This window comes from Lentzea aerocolonigenes, from assembly GCF_000974445.1.
Taxonomy (GTDB): Bacteria; Actinomycetota; Actinomycetes; order Mycobacteriales; family Pseudonocardiaceae; genus Lentzea; species Lentzea aerocolonigenes.
In genome coordinates this window covers 1-14,809 of sequence record NZ_BBOJ01000018.1, presented here as the reverse complement: position 1 = coordinate 14,809, position 14,809 = coordinate 1, and the positions used below count along the sequence as shown (strand labels likewise).

Here is a 14,809-nt window from a genome sequence, read left to right as displayed (position 1 = left end):
GCAACGAACCTGTCTAATCCGACAGGGAACCCCGTACGCTGCGGCCACGTGAGGCGTTTCTTCAGCGCGCTCGTGCTGGCACTGTTCGCCGCGACGGCCATCGCCGTCCCCGCGCAGGCCCACGCCGAGCTCAAGAGCAGCAACCCGGCGTCCGGCGCTACCCTCGACGCACCGCCCAAGCAGGTCGAGCTGACGTTCAGCGACGTCGTCAGCCTGCCCGACGGCGACGCGATCACGATCACAGGACCCGACGGCGCCAAGTGGCCGGTCAGCCAGGCGCAGGCCGTCGACAGGACCATCACCGCGGTCGTCGACGGCGCGACCGTGCACGCCGGGGCGCACACGGTCGCGTGGAGGGCTCAGGCCGACGACGGTGACGTCGTCTCCGGCACCTTCACCTTCACCGTGGCCCTCACCGCGACCTCGTCCGCGACGGCGCCCCCGCCGGCCTCGGTCACGATGAGCGCGCCGGTGACGAACGCTGCACCGTCGACCACGCCGGCCTCATCCGGAGGCGTCCCGGCCTGGGTGTGGATCGTGCTGGTCCTGGTCGTGCTCGCCGGCGCGGTTCTGCTGGTCCGCCGCCGCAAGGCGTAGCCGTCGTCGCAGGAGGTCGCGTTCGGCCGGGTGCTCCGCCCGTTCGAGCGCGGCCTCCAACGCGGCGGTCGGATCTTCGCCGAGCCGGCTCAGCAGATCGGCGCGCACGGCGTGGAACAGGTGGTAGCGGTCGAGGTCGAGCGCGTCGACCTCCCGCAACGCCTGCGCCGGGCCGCGGGTCTCTGCTACGGCGACCGCCCGGTGCAGCGCCACGACCGGGCTCGGCGCGATCGCCATCAGCTGGTCGTAGAGCGCCACGACCTGGTGCCAGTCGGTGGGCGGGTCGCTGTGGACGGCGTTGATCGCCGCCTGGAGCTGGTACGGGCCGGGCCGGTTCCAGCGCAGGCAGCGGCGCACGACATCCTGTCCTTCCGCGACCATCTCCGCGTTCCACCGCGAGCGGTCCTGGTCCGCGAGCAGGACGATCTCGCCGTCGCGCAGACGCGCCTCCCGTCGTGACGCGACGAGCAGCATCAACGCGAGCAGGCCCCACACCTCCGGTTCGTCCGGCATGAGCTGCGCGAGGACCCTGCCGAGCCGGATCGCCTCCGCCTCCAGGGACTGTTTGCCGAGGTAGCCCTCGTTGAAGATCAGGTAGACGACGGCGAGCACCGCCTTCAGGCGGTCGGGCAGGTCGGCGTCGCGCGGCACGCGGTACGGGATGCGGGCGGCGCGGATCTTGCCCTTCGCCCGCACGATCCGTTGTGCCATCGTCGGTTCCGGCACGAGGAACGCCCTGGCGATCTCCGCGGTCGTCAACCCGCCCAGCAGCTTCAGCGTCAGCGCCACCTGGGCCTGCAACGCGAGCGACGGGTGGCAGCAGGTGAAGATCATGCGCAGCCTGTCGTCGGGCACGTCCTGCACCTCCTCCGCGTCCGGTCCGCGCTGGAGCAGCGCCGCCTCCGCGAGCTTCTCCCGGCCCCTGCTCTCCCGGCGCAGCCTGTCGATCGCGCGGTTGCGAGCGGTCGTGATGATCCAGCCGGCCGGCGCCGGTGGCACGCCTCTGACCGGCCACAGCTGCGCGGCCGTGGTGAAGGCGTCCTGCACCGCCTCCTCGGCGAGGTCGATGTCGCCGAGGAGGCGGGTCAGGACGGACACCGCGCGGCCGTACTCGGCGCGGAAGATCTCGTCGATCATCCGAACGCGATCGGCCTGACCTCGACCGACAGCGGATCGAGCACCTTCGCGAGCCGGCGCCCCCACTCCAGTGCCTCGTCGAGGTCGGCGGCCTGGATGATCGTGAAACCGCCGATGTGCTCCTTGCCCTCGGTGAACGGTCCGTCGGTCATCAGCACGTCGTCGTCCTTCGCCTTCAGCACGGTCGCGGTCGACGGCGGGTGCAGGCCGACGGCGAACACCCAGGCGCCCTTGGCCTGCATCTCCTCGTTCAACGCGGCCAGGTTCGCCATGATCGGGTCGAGCACCTCGGGCGGCGGGGCCTCACCGTCGGGCTGGTAGATGCTGAGCAGGTACTTCGGTGAGATCTGCTGGGTCATCGTGGACTCCTTTCGCCCTTTGTACGAACGCGGGTGGCCCGTTTCGACAACTATGGCGACATGGTCCCGTTGATCCTTCCGCTCGACGACTCGCGAGCCGACCTGGCGGCCGCCGGCGGCAAAGGCGCGTCGCTGGCCAGGCTCAAACAGGCCGGTCTGCCGGTGCCGGACGGGTTCCACCTCACGACCCGCGCCTACCGGGAGCGGTCGATGGAGAGCCTGCTGGAGGCGTTCCGGGCGCTGGGCGGACCGGTGGCGGTGCGGTCGTCGGCCACCGCGGAGGACCTGCCCGGCCTGTCGTTCGCCGGGCAGCACGACACGGTGCTCGACGTGACCGAGGACGGGCTGTTCGACGCGGTCCTGCGGTGCTGGGACTCCTTGCGGTCGTCACGAGCCGTGGCCTACCGCGCGCGCAACAACGTCCACGACGCCGAGATGGCTGTTGTAGTGCAACGGATGGTGCCCGCCGACGTGTCCGGCGTGCTGTTCACGGCCGATCCGCTGACCGGGCGCCCGCAACCGGTGATCAACGCGGTGCGTGGGCTGGGTGAGGCGCTGGTCAGCGGGGAGGCGGATGCTGCCGACCTGCTGGGCGAACGGCAGAAGGCCGAACTGATCGCGTTGGGTGAGCGGATCGAGGCTTTGTACGGGACGCCGATGGACGTCGAATGGGCGCTCGCGGGCGGTGAGTTCCACATTCTGCAGGCGAGGCCCATCACGTCGTTGCGGGTCGAGTGGAACGACACGCTCGACGGCGACTACCTGTGGTCCAACGGCAACGTCGGCGAGGCGATCCCCGAGGTGATGACGCCGCTGACGTGGTCGCTGGTGCGCGTGCTGTCGAGCATGAGGATCGGGCCCCACCGGATCTCCGGCAACATCGGCGGCCGGTTCTACCTCAACATCAGCACCTACACCGCGATCGGCACGGCCATCGGCAAGGCCGACGAGATGCTGCGCTCGGGCGAGGAGACGTTCGGCCGCATCCCGGACGGCGTGACCGTGCCGCCGTTGCCGATGTCGCGGTCCGCCATCATCGGCGCGGTGCTGCGGTCGGCGGGCGGACCGCTGAAACAGCAGTTCCTCTACCGGACGCGGCTCCCCCGGCTGGTTCGCGACAACCCCGGACGGTGCGACAGGGCGCACGAGAAGATCGCGGCCTGCACGACTCCTCAGGCGTTGCTCGAACTGTGGCGCTCGGACCTCGACCAACTGCTGCGGTTCGTGTGCCCCATCTTGGACGCCGGTGCGCGCATGATCGCGGGTGGCCCGGCCACGTTCCGGCGCGAGCTCGGGGCGCTGGTCGGTGAGGAGGACGCGGCCACGTTGCTCACCGGGTTCCACGACGGCGCGGGCCTCGCGAGCGTGGGGCCGGTGGTCGGGCTGGCGAAGCTGCGGTCCGGCGAGATCGACCGCGACACGTTCGCGCAGGCCTGGGGACACCGGTGCGCCAGCGAGTTCGAGGTGTCCGCGCCGCGTCCGGCGGAGGACCCGGAGTGGATCTCCCGGCAGCTGGAGACCCTGGCCGATCCGGAGGCGTTGCTGGCGCGGCAGGCTCGGCTGCGGGCCGAGGCCTGGGAACGGTTGGTGGCCCGGCATCCCGGGAAGGTCTCGAAGATCCGCAAGCAACTCGACCGGATTGGAGCGGGCGCGCGCGCACGAGAGCAAGCGCGTTCAGAGATGGTGCGCGCGTTCTGGGTGATGCGCACGTTCGTGCTGAGGGCCGGAGAGCTGACGTCGACGGGTGACGACCTGTTCTTCCTGCCGATCGACGACGTGTTGCGCGTGCTGGGTGGTGAAGCCGTGTTGTTGGATCGCGTGCACGCCCAACGGAAGGCCTACGAGCGTTATCGCGCGCTGCCGCCGTACCCGGCCGTGATCCGCGGACGGTTCGATCCGGAGTCGTGGGCCGCCTCGGCGAATCGCCGTGCCGATCTCTACGACGCGACCACCGACGTGCCGATGCCGTCGGACGTCACCGGCTTCCCGAGCTCCGCGGGCGTGGTCGAAGGCGTCGCGCGGGTGCTCGCACGGGTCGAGGACGGCGATTCGTTGCAGCAGGGGGAAATCCTGGTGACGACGGTGACGAACATCGGCTGGACGCCGCTCTTCACCCGTGCCGCCGCGGTGGTGACCGACGTCGGCGCACCGCTGTCGCACGCGGCGATCGTGGCGCGAGAACTCGGCATCCCGGCCGTGGTGGGCTGCGGGAACGCCACGACCCGCATCGCGTCCGGTGACGTGATCAAGGTCGACGGGGCGCGCGGGACGGTGAAACGGGTGCAGTGAACCCCCACCCGTCCTCCGCAGGTGGTGGGCTCAGTTCACCGAGGTCAGTTGTGCATGGAGACGAGCTGCCGGCGCATGCGTTCGCGCAGCAGATCGATCACCTCGGTCACGGTGCCGGCCTCCGCGTACGCCTGCACCTCGACCCACTTGAGGTCGAGCCGGGCGTGCGCGTGGATCATGGTCTTGTCCGAGGTCAGGTTGACCCAGGCGAAGTCGACGTGCGCGGGGGCGTACCGGTCGAGCGAGCCGATCCGCGCCGACGCGTAGTCCCTGGCCTGCTCGGGAATGGCCTCCGCGAGCGAAACCTGGATGTAGTCCATCGACACCTGCCTCCTCAACGCCGCGCGGCTTCGCCGCGCGGCGGGTCCGACGATACGAACTCGCGCGCGTCGGCGAACCGGGCATTGGTCCCTACAGCGCAGGGACTTTTTCGTGAAAGGGCGTGGTGTCTCAAGCCTTTGGCATCAAAGCTGACACGCGTTGGTCCAGTTGCTCCTCGGTGGGCGCGCCGGTGAGGAGCTCCACCGAACCGTCCTCGCGCACGAACGCGAAGGTGGGCTGCGCGGTCACCCCGAACCGCTTCCAGACGGAACCGTCGAGGTCGGCGAGGTGCGGGAAGCCGTTCATCTGGTGGTCGGCCACGAACTTCTTCATCGCGTCGAGCTGGTCCTCGGCCGCAACACCGACGAACTGGATCTTGTCGTACTTCTTCGCGATCTGGGCGACCTTGGACGCCTCGGCGTTGCAGGACGGGCACCAGGGCGTCCAGAACCACAGCACGGCGGGCTGCCCGACGAGCTTGTCGCCGCGGAACTCCGCGCCCTCCAGGGTCTTCGCGGTGAACTGGAACTTCTCCGGGGGAGGCGCCTTGTCGGCGCATCCCGTGAGCAGCAACACCATTCCCAGCAGCACTCCGAGGAAGCGCATGGGCTCCTCACCTCCTGTCTGGGCGTACGGCCTTGCGCCTCCTCCGGTTCAGCCACCACGCCCCCGCGATCGCCAGCACGACCACGAACGGCCACGGACCCACGGCGGCCACGATCTGGACGAGCGTGCTCTGGAACCGACCGGCAGCGCCCACGACCGGGTCGATCGCGCTGCCGTTGGCGAGGAACAACCGCAGCTCGTAGATGCCGTAGTACGTCACGTACGCACCCACCACCACGAGCACCACACCGCCAATGCGCCCGACGTGTGGCAGCAGCTTCCTGATGCGTGGCGCCAACGCCGAACCCGCCACAGCCAGTGCGGTGACAACGAGCCCCATGCCGAGCGCGTACGCGAAGAACGCGATGCCACCCGTCTGCAGCGATGTGCCGACAACGGCGAGAAACGGCCCGATCGCACACGAGAGAGAGGCGACGGCGAACGCGATGCCGTAGCCGTACATCGACCACAGACTCTTCGGTGCGGCACGCAGCTGCGGCAGCCGCAGGTAGATCGACCTGCCCGCCACGAGAAGCACGCCGAACACGACCATGCCGAGCCCGATCACCACCGTCACGAACGGCAGGTAGCGCTTCAAAGTCGTGGCGATCGGAGTGACCAGAAGACCGAACAGCCCGAAGAACGTGACAAATCCGGCGGTCATCACCAAACCGGACATGAACGCCCGGCTCGTGCTGTCCCGGGAGACCAGTGCCAAATAGGCGGGCAGCATCGCGAATCCGCACGGGTTGACCGTGGCGACCATTCCGGCGACGACCGCGAGTGCGAGCTCGTTCACACCGGCGACGGTAGTGTTGCCGCGTGCCGATCGAACAGTGGCTCGAAGCCATCCCACCCCTGCTCGTGTACGCGATCGTCGGCCTGGTGATCGGCTTCGAATCGCTCGGCATCCCGCTCCCGGGCGAGATCGTGCTGGTCACGGCCTCACTGCTGGCGTCGCAGCACGACAACCTCAGCCCGTTGTGGATCGGCGTGTGGGCGACCGCGGGCGCCATCATCGGCGACAACTTCGGCTACCTCATCGGACGGCGCGGCGGCCCGAGGCTGTTCGCCTGGATGGGCCGCAAATTCCCCAAGCACTTCGGCGAAACGCAGCTGGAACACGCCCGGCGCGTGTTCCAGAAACGTGGTGCGTGGGCCGTGTTCTTCGGCCGGTTCGTGGCACTGCTGCGCATTCTCGCGGGCCCGCTCGCGGGTTCGCTGCACATGAACTACGGCAAGTTCCTCGTGGCCAACGCACTGGGCGGCGTGGCGTGGGCAGGAGGCACGACCGCCGCCGTCTACTACCTCGGCGTGGTGGCCGAGAAGTGGTTGAAGGGCTTCTCCTACGCCGGCCTGGCGATCGCCGTGGTGGCGGGCGTGGTCGGCGTCCTCGTCGTGAAGCGTCGTCTGGCCAAGGCCGCGGAGAAGCTCGAGGGAGAGGAAGTCACGACCGCCTGAGGCGTTGGGCGAGGAAGGGCGCCGCGCCGCCGACCAGGTCCGAACACCACCGCCCTTGTCCGGACAGGGCGCTTCCTTTGTCCCGTCCGCTCGAACTTGTCGCGGCCGGGTCGTGGCGACCTGCGGTCCGCATCCAGTGGAATCGGCGTTGACCTGGACTGAGGGGAGCGCGCTGCCCAAGCGGGCGATTGGCGAGGGAGATGATCTCCTGGCACCCCTGATTGATCACTGGGCAGTATGGGAAACATGCCTGCCATTCCCGAGAGCTCCGCCGTCATCGCCGATGTGGCCCTGGAGAACGACTACGACGGCTTCGCCGAGGCGTACACGGCCGAGAACGAGACCAGCCTCCTCAACGCCTACTACGTCCGGCCCGCGATCGTGAACCTGGCCGGCGACGTGGCCGGTCGACGAATTCTCGACGCCGGCTGCGGTGCTGGTCCTGTGTCCGCGGCGCTACGTGATCGGGGAGCCGTCGTGAGCGGCTTCGACCGCAGCGCCAAGATGGTGGAGCTGGCCCGGCAGCGGCTCGGCGACGACGTGGACCTGCGGGTCGCCGACATGACGGACCCGCTGCCGTACCCCGACGGCGCGTTCGACGACGCCGTCGCCGCTTTGGTGCTGCACTACCTGGAGGACTGGACCGCACCTCTGGCTGAGCTGCGGCGGGTGCTGAAGCCCGGTGGCCGGCTGATCGTGGTCGTCAACCACCCCATCCTCCTCAAGATGGTGCATCGCGAGACTGACTACTTCGCGACCACCAAGTGGTCCGACGAGTACGACTTCAACGGCCAGAAGGCCGTGCTCACCTACTGGCACCGGCCGCTGCACGCGATGACCGATGCCTTCACCGCAGCAGGCTTCCGCACCGCCGTCATCAGCGAGCCGCCTCCGGCGCCGGAAGCCCACGAACTCTTTCCCGACGAGATGGCGAGTTTCCCCTCCGGGGCCTTCCTGAGCTTCATGTTCTTCGTCCTGGAGGCCGCCTGACCACGGCCTGGCACATGGGTGGCCTCGAGGTCGCGGCATGCTCGCCCTGACCTTGAGGCTGCGTACAGGCACTACAGGCCGTTGGCAAGGAACCAACGCGGTTGTTGAGAATGCGCCGACTTCAGGCAGAACGTGTGGCGGCTAGCTCGGACGCCGTAGCGAGCCGCCGCAAACTTGCCCTGGACACCGCAGTGTTCGGCTGGACAGGGCACTTCCTCGTCTGATCTGTCCGACACGTCTTGTGGCGCCCCGATTACGCGCGGTATGGTCTAGACCTTCAATCGCCGCCGCGATGTCCGGGAAGTACGCACATCAAGGCAAAGGAAGTCACATGAAGATTCGACGCAGGACCGCGGCCGCCATGGCCGGCGTGCTCGCTGCACCGTTGCTCGTCGTGGCTCTCCCCACCGGCACGGCGTTCGCGCACGGTTACGTGTCCTCGCCCGCGAGCCGTCAAGCGCAGTGCGCCCGCGGCACCGTCAAGGACTGCGGGGCCATCCAGTACGAACCGCAGTCGGTCGAAGGTCCCAAGGGTCTGCGCAGCTGCAACGCGAACCTTCAGCAGTTCGCCGTGCTCAACAACGACAACAAGGGGTGGAAGGTCGCGGGTGTCGGCCGCACGGTGACGTTCAACTGGACCTTCACCGCGCGCCACCGCACCCGCGACTACGAGTACTTCGTCGACGGGCGGAAGGTCGCGACGTTCAGCGGCAACAACCAGATCCCGCCCGCCACCGTCTCGCACAACGTCAACCTGGGATCGGCAGGGCGGCACAAGGTGCTCGCCATCTGGAACATCGGCGACACCTCGAACGCCTTCTACTCCTGCATCGACGTCAACGCGAGCTGATCACGGGGTGCGTGGGGTCCCCTTCCGCTCACGCACCAACTCGTCGACGTCGAACGGCATCAGGTTCAAAGGCGGGCCGGACAACGGTTTCCGCAACGCGTCGAGGATCTTCGCGTTCATCTCACCGATGATCGCACGCGCCTCGTCGTCGGTCCTGGCCGCCAGGGCACGGGCCTTGGCGGTCTCGGCCTCCTTGCGCAGGACCAGGGAAGGGGGCAACCCTGCAGTGCCCTCTTCCTCCCGCACCTTCCTCTTGATCCACCAGTCCTCTTCGAGCGCCTCGCCCGCGCCGGGCAACGGTTTGCCGGCGCTCGGCAGGTCGTCGAACTCGCCGCGTTCCTGGGCTTCGCGGATCTGCTTGTCGATCCACGACTCGAAGCCCATCCCTGGCGGTTTGCGTTGCGTCACGGGGAAAACCTCCTGACTGCGGCCTGGATCGCCTCGTTGAACGCGGTGCTGCCCTTGTGGCCGCTGTCGTCCACCAGGGTCAGTTCGGCGTCCGGCCACGCCTGAGCCAAGGCGTACGCGGTGTCGGCCGGGCAGCTCATGTCGCGCCGGCCGTGGATCAACGCGGCCGGGATGCCCGCGAGCTTGCCGGCGTCACCCAGCAGGTCGTCGACGAAACCGAGGTTCGCGTAGTAGTGCGCGCAGATCCGCACGAACGCGATGAGCTCGTCCGTCGGGCGGTCGCTGAACATGTGCGGCGTGCCGAAGTCCTCGAACGAGAGAACCGTGTCCTCCCAACGGGTCCACTCGACGGCGGCCTGGTCGCGCGTCGCGGGGTCTTCCATCAGGTCCGCGTAGGCGCGCACCACGTCCGGCGCGTCGGCGACGTGCGCGCTGTACCGGGCCCACGCCTCCGGGAAGAACCGGGAAACGCCTTTGTACAACCAGTCCAGCTCACGCTCGGACGCCGTGGTGACCGCGATCAGGATCATCTCGGTGACACGCTCGGGATGCCGTTGCGCGTAGGCGAGAGCGAGCGTGCTGCCCCACGAACCGCCGTACACCAACCACTTCTCGATGCCGAGGTGCTCGCGCAGCTTCTCGATGTCCGCGATCAGGTGGTCCGTGGTGTTCACGCTCATGTCCGCGGCCGGGTCACTCGCGTGCGGTGTGCTCTTGCCGCAGCCGCGCTGGTGGAACACGACCACCTTGAACTTCTCCAGGTCGAACGACCTGCCCGCGTACTTCGCCGGAGCGCCGGGCCCGCCGTGCAGGTGCACGGCGGGCTTGCCGTCCGGATTCCCGAGGACGTACCAGTGGATCCGGTTCCCGTCGCCGACGTCGAGCATCCCCAGGTCGTAAGGCTCCATGTGGCCCAGGGTATCCAGTGGTGTGGGCCGAACGTTCGAGCAACCACCGCGGCCGCGAGTTCCTCGGGCGAGTCGCCGGTAACTGAGACGTAACTCACAGCGGTGCCGTTGGAAATCAAGCAGTCGACAATCGTCGACTATGACCGCGCGGATAGGACCGGTTCAGGCAGATCCCTACCCCTGGCCCTACGACACGGTGGTTCCGGTCGACAGGGTCGCCCTGCTGTGCATCGACTGGCAGACCGACTTCTGCGGACCCGGTGGCTACGTCGAGCGGATGGGCTACGACCTCGAACTCACCAGGGCGGGCCTGCCCGGCACGCAGAAGCTCCTCGCCCACGCCCGCGACGTGGGCATGCTGGTGATCCACACCAGGGAAGGTCACCTGCCGGACCTGACCGACCTGCCGCCCAACAAGCGTTGGCGTTCGGCCAGGATCGGCGCGGAGATCGGCAGTGCGGGGCCGGCCGGGCGCATCCTGGTACGCGGCGAACCGGGCTGGGAGATCGTCGACGAGGTCTCGCCGGCGCCCGGCGAGGTCGTGATCGACAAGCCGGGCAAGGGCGCGTTCTACGCCACGAACCTGGATCTGGTGTTGCGCGCCAACGCGATCAGCCACCTGATCCTGACCGGCATCACGACCGACGTGTGTGTGCACACCACGATGCGCGAGGCCAACGACCGCGGTCTGGAATGCCTGATCCTGTCCGACTGCACCGGCGCGACCGATCCGGGCAACCACGCGGCCGCGCTGAAGATGGTGACCATGCAGGGCGGCGTGTTCGGGGCCGTGTCCACTTCCGATGCCGTGATCGGGGCGACCACAACCGACGACTGACCGAGAACGAAAGGGTCCGACAGCCGATGACCACTCCCCTCACGGTCGACGCCGATCCCACGTCGTTTCTTTTCGAGCCGACCACAACCGCGCTCCTCGTGATCGACATGCAGCGGGATTTCGTCGAACCGGGCGGGTTCGGCGAAACGCTCGGCAACGACGTGAGCCGGTTGCGCGGGGTCATCGCTCCGCTCCAGCGAACCCTCGCCGCGACGCGCGCGGCGGGCGTGATGGTGATCCACACCCGCGAGGGCCACCTGCCGGACCTGTCCGACTGCCCGCCGGCCAAACTCGAGCGCGGTCGTCCGTCGATGCGGATCGGCGACCTCGGTCCCAACGGTCGCATCCTCGTCCGCGGTGAACACGGCCACGGCATCATCGACGAGCTCGCGCCCGTCGACGGCGAACTGGTGATCGACAAGCCGGGCAAGGGCGCGTTCTACAACACCGAACTCGGCACGGTGCTGTCCACTGCAGGCATCACCTCTCTGGTGGTGACCGGCGTGACGACCGAGGTCTGCGTGCACACCACCGTTCGTGAGGCCAACGACCGCGGCTACGAATGCCTGGTGCTGTCGGACTGCGTCGGTTCGTACTTCCCCGAGTTCCAGGACGCCGGTCTGGCCATGATCTCCGCACAGGGCGGCATCTTCGGCTGGGTCGCTCCGTCGTCCGCCTACATCGCCGCGATTTCCGTTCTCGCCACCCCGGCCCGTTGAGACCCGCGGAAGGAACCGGTCATGTCCATCCTCGCGCGCGCCCGCAGTCGCTCCGACTCTGATCTCAAACTGCCGTTGTGGGTCAGCGGTGACCTCAACGCGTTCTTCGGGCTCGGCTTCAACGTTCTGGTGAACGTGCTGGTGCTCACCGGGTTGTGCCTGGGCGTCGCGAAGATCTCGTCGGGCGACGTGTACGGGGTGATCCTGCCGGCCCTGGGCATCCAGCTGCTGATCGGCAACGTCTACTACGCCTGGCTCGGCAGACGCCTGGCCTACAAGGAGAACCGCACCGACGTCACCGCCATGCCATACGGGCCCAGCGTGCCGCACATGTTCATCGTGACGTTCGTGATCATGCTGCCGGTGTACCTGAGCACGAACGACCCGGTCAAGGCGTGGCAGGCAGGCCTCGCGTGGTCGTTCATCATCGGGCTGATCGTGCTGGCCGGCGCGTTCGTCGGCCCCTACATCCGGAGGTTCACGCCGCAGGCGGCGATGCTGGGCACGCTCGCCGGCATCTCCATCGCGTTCATCTCGATGCGTCCGGCCGGCCAGATGTGGGCGGCCGCGTGGATCGCGCTGCCGGTGTTCGCGTTGCTGCTCATCGGTTTCTTCGCCGGTGTGAAGCTGCCGTTCGGCATCCCGATCGGCATGGCCGCGCTGGTGGTGGGCACCGCCATCGGCTGGATCGGCGGCTACATGCACCCCGCGGACGTGTCCGCGGCCGCCAGGGACATCGTGACCGGCCTGCCGTCTTTCCAGTTCGACCTGTTGTGGCGCGGCCTGTCCGAGATCGGCCCGCTGCTGGCCACCGCCATCCCGTTGGGCATCTACAACTTCACCGAGGGCATGACCAACGTGGAGAGTGCCGCTGCTGCGGGCGACAACTTCAACCTGCGCAGTGTGCTGCTGGCCGACGGCATCGGCGCGATCGTCGGTTCGGCGCTCGGCTCGCCGTTCCCACCCGCTGTCTACATCGGACACCCGGGGTGGAAGGAGGTCGGCGGCCGCACGGCGTACTCGATGCTGACCGGCGTCGTCATCGCGCTCCTGTGCTTCGGCGGCCTGTTCGGTCTGCTGAGCGCGCTGCTGCCGGTGCCGGCGATCGTGCCGATCCTGCTGTACATCGGCCTGCTGATCGGCGCGCAGGCGTTCCGGGTCGTACCGCGGCCGCACGCGGTGGCGGTGGTCATGGCCATCATCCCCAACGTCGCGGCGTGGGCGACCGGTCAGATGGACAACGTGCTGTCGGCGGCAGGCACCAGCGCGGCCGAGGTTGGTGAAACCGCCCTGGAAAGCGCGGGCGTGGTCTACCACGGCCTGCACCTGCTCGGCGACGGCGCCATCCTGGCCGGACTGGTACTCGGCGCGATCACCGCGTTCCTCATCGACAAGCAGTTCTGGTGGGCCGCCGGCTACGCGGCGGCCGGCGCGGTGCTGTCGTTCGTCGGGTTGATCCACGCCCCGCAGATCGGCTGGAACGCGGGTGGCGGTCAGGTCGCGTTGGGCTACCTGTTCTTCGCCGTGGTCTGTGCGGTGTTCGCCTTGTTCCACCGCGATTCGACGTCCGACGCCGAGCCGCAACCAGTCGCCACCGACATGATCGACGCGAAGCCCGCGGCATCCGCCTCATGAACACCACCGACAGGGTCGTCGACAACGGGACCACCGCCCCCGTTGTCGACGACCCAGCCGTGCACGCCGAGGTGTCGGCGGCCTTCGCACGCTATGAAGCCGCACTGCTGACGGGCGACCACGCCGTGCTGAACGAGTCGTTCTGGGCCAGCCCGGCCACCGTCCGGTTCGGCATCGCCGACCACCAGCAGGGCATCGACGAGCTCCGCGCCTGGCGTGCCACCCAGGGACCACTCGACGGCCGGGACGTCCAGAACACCCGGATCACCACCTTCGGCACCGACACCGCCGTGGTGACGACCCTGTTCCGCTACCCCGGCCGGCCGGTCGTGGGCCGGCAGAGCCAGACGTGGGTGCGGATGCCCGCCGGCTGGCGAATCGTCAGCGCCCACGTCTCGGAGATCAGCTCGAGCTAGACCTTGAGCGGTTTCCAGCTCAGTCCCGCGTCATCGGTCCGGTACACCTCGGCGAACTCCTGACCAGGCCCGCCGCGCACGAACGTGGCGTGCCGCGCGTCGGAGAACGCCAGGTCCTCGAACGGCGGCCCGCCGAGCGTGAGCGGCGTGCTCCACTTCTCGCCGGAACCGCGGTGCACGAACGACCAGTCGCGTCCGGTCGCGGCCACGAGCGGCGCCTCCGGTGAGACCGCGAAGCCCGTCGTGATCCCTTCGCGCGGCGGCACGCTCACGGTCTTGAACGGGCCACCGTCCGACTTGCGCACAGAAGCGATCACCCAGAGCCGGACTGGGTGTTTTGGATTGACGACAACGAGATTGAAATCATGGCGGGTCGTTGCTGGGCAGAACTGCGGCGCCCTCTTCGTGCCGTGACAACGCTTGACGCTGCATTGGCACGATTCGACGACACCCAAGCACGTGACAAAGCGCTCTACATGACGTCGCTGGCGCACGCGCTGATCGACGGCAAAGAGATCGAGCGCGCGGCACTGGTCACTCAGGAGTCGATACGGCTTGCACAGGGAGTCGGCTCGGTTCGCCCGCTTGAGCGCATCAACGGCGTTGTTGATCGGCTCCAAGAGTTCAAGGCGTCGGCCGGTGTCGCCCAGGTGCTAAGCACCTGGCCATAAGTCTTGTCCGAAACCTTCGGGTAGCCAGGGGCTGGTCCAGGGTGCGGCGGTGGTCAGGTTCTGTTCGGTGGTGCGGCCGCGGAAGTAGGCGTGTGCTTGGCGGACGCGGCCGGCCATCGTGGCGGGTGCGGTGTTGGCGATGTGGTGTTTGAGGCCGGCCCAGATGCGTTCGACGGGGTTGTCCTGCGGGCTGTATTTCGCGCCTTCGATCAGCATCAGGCGTGGGTGTTCGGTCAGCCAGCGGCGGGTGATTCCACTGTGGTGGGTGCCACCGTTGTCGCAGATGACGGCGACTACGGGTGCGTCGGGGTAGGCGTCGAGCAGGGTCTGCAGGAAGTAGCAGAACACGACCGAGACGTTCTTCACGGAGACGTGGTGGTGCCAGGTTCCGGTGGCGAGGTTGATCGCGCCGTGCAGGGTGCGGCGGATGTTGCTGCCGGGAGTGAGGATCTGGTGGCGCAGGCCGGTGGGCATCCAGCAGGACCGGACTCGTGGCAGCAGGTCGAGGTGGGTCTCGTCCTCGGCCAGCACGACCGATCCTGCCGGGAGTGCGGCGATACGGGCGGCGATGGCGGCGCAGGTGGTGTCGTGGTCGGGGTCGCCT

The 14,809-nt window shown here is 68.3% G+C and carries 18 protein-coding genes and 1 pseudogene; 10 read left to right on the top strand and 9 right to left on the bottom strand.

The features are described 5' to 3' along the window. Window positions 1–48: 48 nt before the first annotated feature. Window positions 49–597 (top strand): copper resistance CopC family protein, encoded by a 549-nt coding sequence (locus tag AOM45_RS32090; RefSeq protein WP_030472267.1) that lies wholly within the window; start codon window positions 49–51, stop codon window positions 595–597. Here the strand turns inward: AOM45_RS32090 and AOM45_RS32085 are convergent. Together AOM45_RS32085 and AOM45_RS32080 are read right to left on the bottom strand one after the other, a co-directional pair. Beyond that, window positions 505–1,734 carry an RNA polymerase sigma factor gene (locus AOM45_RS32085; protein ID WP_081902631.1) on the bottom strand — a complete coding sequence of 410 codons (1,230 nt, stop codon included), beginning with the start codon at window positions 1,732–1,734 and terminating at the stop codon, window positions 505–507. The genes AOM45_RS32090 and AOM45_RS32085 overlap by 93 nt on opposite strands. Further along, a complete protein-coding gene (locus tag AOM45_RS32080) occupies window positions 1,731–2,093 on the bottom strand; it encodes a YciI family protein (protein WP_030472265.1) in 363 nt (120 codons plus the stop codon). The genes AOM45_RS32085 and AOM45_RS32080 overlap by 4 nt, the downstream gene beginning before the upstream one ends. Window positions 2,094–2,153: 60 nt before the next feature. Here AOM45_RS32080 and AOM45_RS32075 point away from each other — a divergent pair, with 60 nt between their 5' ends. After that, the gene (locus AOM45_RS32075) at window positions 2,154–4,382 is read left to right on the top strand and encodes a PEP/pyruvate-binding domain-containing protein (protein WP_030472264.1); all 2,229 of its coding nucleotides are present in this window, start codon (window positions 2,154–2,156) and stop codon (window positions 4,380–4,382) included. 44 nt (window positions 4,383–4,426) lie between these two features. Here AOM45_RS32075 and AOM45_RS32070 read toward each other — a convergent pair whose 3' ends face one another. The 3 genes from AOM45_RS32070 to AOM45_RS32060 form a co-directional block, all read right to left on the bottom strand. Beyond that, window positions 4,427–4,702 (bottom strand): HPF/RaiA family ribosome-associated protein, encoded by a 276-nt coding sequence (locus tag AOM45_RS32070; protein ID WP_156094284.1) that lies wholly within the window; start codon window positions 4,700–4,702, stop codon window positions 4,427–4,429. Window positions 4,703–4,832: 130 nt separating this feature from the next. Further along, the gene (locus AOM45_RS32065) at window positions 4,833–5,309 is read right to left on the bottom strand and encodes a redoxin domain-containing protein (protein WP_030472262.1); all 477 of its coding nucleotides are present in this window, start codon (window positions 5,307–5,309) and stop codon (window positions 4,833–4,835) included. A gap of 7 nt (window positions 5,310–5,316) precedes the next feature. Continuing rightward, window positions 5,317–6,108, bottom strand: coding sequence for a cytochrome c biogenesis CcdA family protein (locus tag AOM45_RS32060; RefSeq protein ID WP_030472261.1), 792 nt, complete (start codon window positions 6,106–6,108; stop codon window positions 5,317–5,319). A 23-nt stretch (window positions 6,109–6,131) separates the two neighbouring features. Here AOM45_RS32060 and AOM45_RS32055 point away from each other — a divergent pair, with 23 nt between their 5' ends. The 3 genes from AOM45_RS32055 (at window position 6,132) to AOM45_RS32045 (ending at window position 8,610) form a co-directional block, all read left to right on the top strand. Continuing rightward, window positions 6,132–6,770, top strand: coding sequence for a DedA family protein (locus AOM45_RS32055; protein ID WP_030472260.1), 639 nt, complete (start codon window positions 6,132–6,134; stop codon window positions 6,768–6,770). A gap of 246 nt (window positions 6,771–7,016) precedes the next feature. Then, complete coding sequence (locus AOM45_RS32050; RefSeq protein ID WP_030472259.1) at window positions 7,017–7,760, top strand: class I SAM-dependent methyltransferase; 744 nt, start codon at window positions 7,017–7,019, stop codon at window positions 7,758–7,760. Window positions 7,761–8,091: 331 nt separating this feature from the next. After that, the gene (locus tag AOM45_RS32045; RefSeq protein ID WP_030472258.1) at window positions 8,092–8,610 is read left to right on the top strand and encodes a lytic polysaccharide monooxygenase auxiliary activity family 9 protein; all 519 of its coding nucleotides are present in this window, start codon (window positions 8,092–8,094) and stop codon (window positions 8,608–8,610) included. On the opposite strand, the gene AOM45_RS32040 is transcribed toward AOM45_RS32045, so the two are convergent. Together AOM45_RS32040 and pip are read right to left on the bottom strand one after the other, a co-directional pair. Continuing rightward, window positions 8,611–9,018, bottom strand: a complete 408-nt coding sequence (locus AOM45_RS32040) for a DnaJ family domain-containing protein (protein ID WP_030472257.1) — start codon at window positions 9,016–9,018, stop codon at window positions 8,611–8,613. Continuing rightward, window positions 9,015–9,926 (bottom strand): prolyl aminopeptidase, encoded by a 912-nt coding sequence (pip, locus tag AOM45_RS32035; RefSeq protein ID WP_030472256.1) that lies wholly within the window; start codon window positions 9,924–9,926, stop codon window positions 9,015–9,017. Before pip ends, AOM45_RS32040 begins: the two co-directional genes overlap by 4 nt. 139 nt (window positions 9,927–10,065) lie before the next feature. Between pip and biuH the strand changes: the two genes are divergently transcribed. The 4 genes from biuH to hpxZ are packed head-to-tail and all read left to right on the top strand — an operon-like array spanning window position 10,066 to window position 13,534. Beyond that, window positions 10,066–10,764 carry a biuret amidohydrolase gene (gene biuH, locus AOM45_RS32030; protein ID WP_030472255.1) on the top strand — a complete coding sequence of 233 codons (699 nt, stop codon included), beginning with the start codon at window positions 10,066–10,068 and terminating at the stop codon, window positions 10,762–10,764. 26 nt (window positions 10,765–10,790) lie between these two features. Beyond that, on the top strand, window positions 10,791–11,483 hold the full coding sequence (locus tag AOM45_RS32025) for a cysteine hydrolase family protein (protein ID WP_030472254.1): 693 nt from the start codon (window positions 10,791–10,793) through the stop codon (window positions 11,481–11,483). Between the two features lie 21 nt (window positions 11,484–11,504). Continuing rightward, window positions 11,505–13,118, top strand: a complete 1,614-nt coding sequence (locus AOM45_RS32020) for a hypothetical protein (protein ID WP_030472253.1) — start codon at window positions 11,505–11,507, stop codon at window positions 13,116–13,118. Beyond that, window positions 13,115–13,534, top strand: a complete 420-nt coding sequence (hpxZ, locus tag AOM45_RS32015; protein ID WP_051784503.1) for an oxalurate catabolism protein HpxZ — start codon at window positions 13,115–13,117, stop codon at window positions 13,532–13,534. The genes AOM45_RS32020 and hpxZ overlap by 4 nt, the downstream gene beginning before the upstream one ends. Here hpxZ and AOM45_RS32010 read toward each other — a convergent pair. Beyond that, window positions 13,531–13,839 (bottom strand): beta propeller repeat protein, encoded by a 309-nt coding sequence (locus tag AOM45_RS32010; protein WP_030472251.1) that lies wholly within the window; start codon window positions 13,837–13,839, stop codon window positions 13,531–13,533. The two genes, hpxZ and AOM45_RS32010, sit on opposite strands and share 4 nt — an antisense overlap. 21 nt (window positions 13,840–13,860) lie before the next feature. On the opposite strand from AOM45_RS32010, the pseudogene AOM45_RS51225 reads away from it, so the two are divergent. After that, window positions 13,861–14,205, top strand: a pseudogene (locus AOM45_RS51225) (hypothetical protein); the annotation flags it as partial. Here AOM45_RS51225 and AOM45_RS32000 read toward each other — a convergent pair. Next, window positions 14,188–14,809: transposase (locus tag AOM45_RS32000; protein WP_174517941.1), on the bottom strand; the 622-nt coding region annotated here is incomplete at its 5' end. The pseudogene AOM45_RS51225 and the gene AOM45_RS32000 overlap by 18 nt on opposite strands.

Excerpts from the sequence above, each read along its gene's own strand:
- AOM45_RS32085 (WP_081902631.1), bottom strand. The coding sequence starts at position 1,734 with ATGATCGACGAGATCTTCCGCGCCGAGTACGGCCGCGCGGTGTCCGTC.
- AOM45_RS32080 (WP_030472265.1), bottom strand. The coding sequence starts at position 2,093 with ATGACCCAGCAGATCTCACCGAAGTACCTGCTCAGCATCTACCAGCCC.
- AOM45_RS32075 (WP_030472264.1), top strand. The coding sequence starts at position 2,154 with ATGGTCCCGTTGATCCTTCCGCTCGACGACTCGCGAGCCGACCTGGCG.
- AOM45_RS32070 (WP_156094284.1), bottom strand. The coding sequence starts at position 4,702 with ATGGACTACATCCAGGTTTCGCTCGCGGAGGCCATTCCCGAGCAGGCC.
- AOM45_RS32065 (WP_030472262.1), bottom strand. The coding sequence starts at position 5,309 with ATGCGCTTCCTCGGAGTGCTGCTGGGAATGGTGTTGCTGCTCACGGGA.
- AOM45_RS32050 (WP_030472259.1), top strand. The coding sequence starts at position 7,017 with ATGCCTGCCATTCCCGAGAGCTCCGCCGTCATCGCCGATGTGGCCCTG.
- AOM45_RS32045 (WP_030472258.1), top strand. The coding sequence starts at position 8,092 with ATGAAGATTCGACGCAGGACCGCGGCCGCCATGGCCGGCGTGCTCGCT.
- pip (WP_030472256.1), bottom strand. The coding sequence starts at position 9,926 with ATGGAGCCTTACGACCTGGGGATGCTCGACGTCGGCGACGGGAACCGG.
- biuH (WP_030472255.1), top strand. The coding sequence starts at position 10,066 with ATGACCGCGCGGATAGGACCGGTTCAGGCAGATCCCTACCCCTGGCCC.
- AOM45_RS32025 (WP_030472254.1), top strand. The coding sequence starts at position 10,791 with ATGACCACTCCCCTCACGGTCGACGCCGATCCCACGTCGTTTCTTTTC.
- AOM45_RS32020 (WP_030472253.1), top strand. The coding sequence starts at position 11,505 with ATGTCCATCCTCGCGCGCGCCCGCAGTCGCTCCGACTCTGATCTCAAA.
- hpxZ (WP_051784503.1), top strand. The coding sequence starts at position 13,115 with ATGAACACCACCGACAGGGTCGTCGACAACGGGACCACCGCCCCCGTT.